Below are 1641 nucleotides of genomic sequence, written 5' to 3'. Positions count from 1 at the left end.
GGCTGGGCGACCAATACGGGCGGGTCGTATGTCATGCCCACGACGTCCCAGATGCAGACCATGATGGACCACTGGGACAGGCTGGTTCCCAATCCTGCCTTTGAAATGGCTTATAAATGGGCCTCGCAGAACGGCGAAACCTCGCTTGGCAACACTCCGGCGATGCAAGACTTTTTCCTGCAGCATAACACCAGCCCGCCCGACGATACGCTCTACGGCACCAGCGGAGCCGATGTACTCCAGGGGACCGGTGCCCACACGATGATCGGCTACGGTGGCAACGACACCTACTACGTCGACAATGCCGGCGACAAGGTGGTAGAGGCGGCCGGCGGCGGCACCGACAGGGTGCTCACCTCGCTGAACTATGCGCTCGCGGCCGGCTCGGAAATCGAGCTTCTCGCCACCACGAATCCATCTGGCACGACGGCAATCAACCTCTCCGGCAATGAGTTCGCCCAGACTATCCAGGGCAATGCCGGCGCCAATGTCATCAACGGCCTCGACGGCGCCGACACGATGACCGGCAACGGCGGCAACGACACCTATTATGTCGACAATGCCGGAGACAAGGTGATTGAGGCGGCGGGCGGTGGCGCCGACAAGGTGCTCACCTCGGTGGCATACGGGCTTACAGCCGGCGCGCAGGTCGAGCTTCTCACCACCACCAACGCTGCCGGCACGGCAGCTATGAACCTCAATGGCAACGAGTTCGCCCAGACCATCCAGGGTAACGCCGGCGCCAACACCATCAATGGTCTCGGCGGCGCCGACACGATGATCGGCTATAGCGGCAACGACGGCTACTATATCGACAATGCCGGCGACAAGGCGATTGAGGCGGTCGGGGGCGGTCGCGACGTCGTGGTCACCACGGTGAGCTATGCGCTTGCGGCCGGCTCGGAGATCGAGCTTCTCGCCACCAGGTATCCGACCGCCACAGCTGCAATCAACCTCACCGGCAACGAGTTCGCCCAGACCATCCAGGGCAATGCCGGAGCCAACGTCATCAACGGTGGGCGAGGCGCCGACATCCTGACCGGCAACGGTAGCAACGACACCTTCGTTTTTAATAGCGCCCTTGGTAACGGCAATGTCGACAGGATTACCGACTTCAACCCGTCCCAGGACAAGATCCATCTCGAGAATGCCATTTTCGCCGGGCTGGGCGGGGGCGCGCTCACATCCGCCGCTTTCTTTGCGGGTGCATCCGCGCACGACAGTTCCGACCGTATCCTCTACAACAATTCAACCGGAGCGCTCTCGTTCGACAGCGACGGGATCGGCGGCGCGGTTCAAACACAATTCGCCACTCTCTCTCCAGGTCTGTCGCTTACGGAAGATGCATTCTTTGTGATTTGAATAGGTTGGCGAAGGCGTCCGACAAGCCGATCGCCAAGAAGAAAATTAGCGATCTAATGATTGTCTGTGGGGCAGCCAGCGCGCATACCGCCGATAGCGAGGACACTCCTCAAGCAGATTCGCAACTGACGGGTTTTACATTTCGGATGTAACCCATTGATATCATACAAGCGACTTTTCGCCTGTTTTAGTGTCTGAATCAAAACGACTGGTGCAATTTCAAGGTCTTGCGAGGCGACGCGTGAGCAGGCGGATGTGGGCGATGAAGACCCAGGCTTC

General features: G+C 59.7%; 1 protein-coding gene. It reads left to right on the top strand.

Going from position 1 to position 1641, the window contains the following annotated elements; all coding sequences use genetic code 11:
- A partial coding sequence (locus NKH12_RS30355) for a calcium-binding protein (protein WP_352956471.1) occupies positions 1–1362 on the top strand: 1362 nt, incomplete at its 5' end.
- Between the last annotated feature and the right edge of the window lie 279 nt (positions 1363–1641).

It is taken from the genome of Mesorhizobium sp. M1322 (genome assembly GCF_040318085.1).
In the GTDB taxonomy this organism is placed as follows: Bacteria; Pseudomonadota; Alphaproteobacteria; order Rhizobiales; family Rhizobiaceae; genus Mesorhizobium.
Note: the sequence above shows the minus strand (reverse complement) of the source record. Positions and strands in the feature narration are given on the sequence as shown.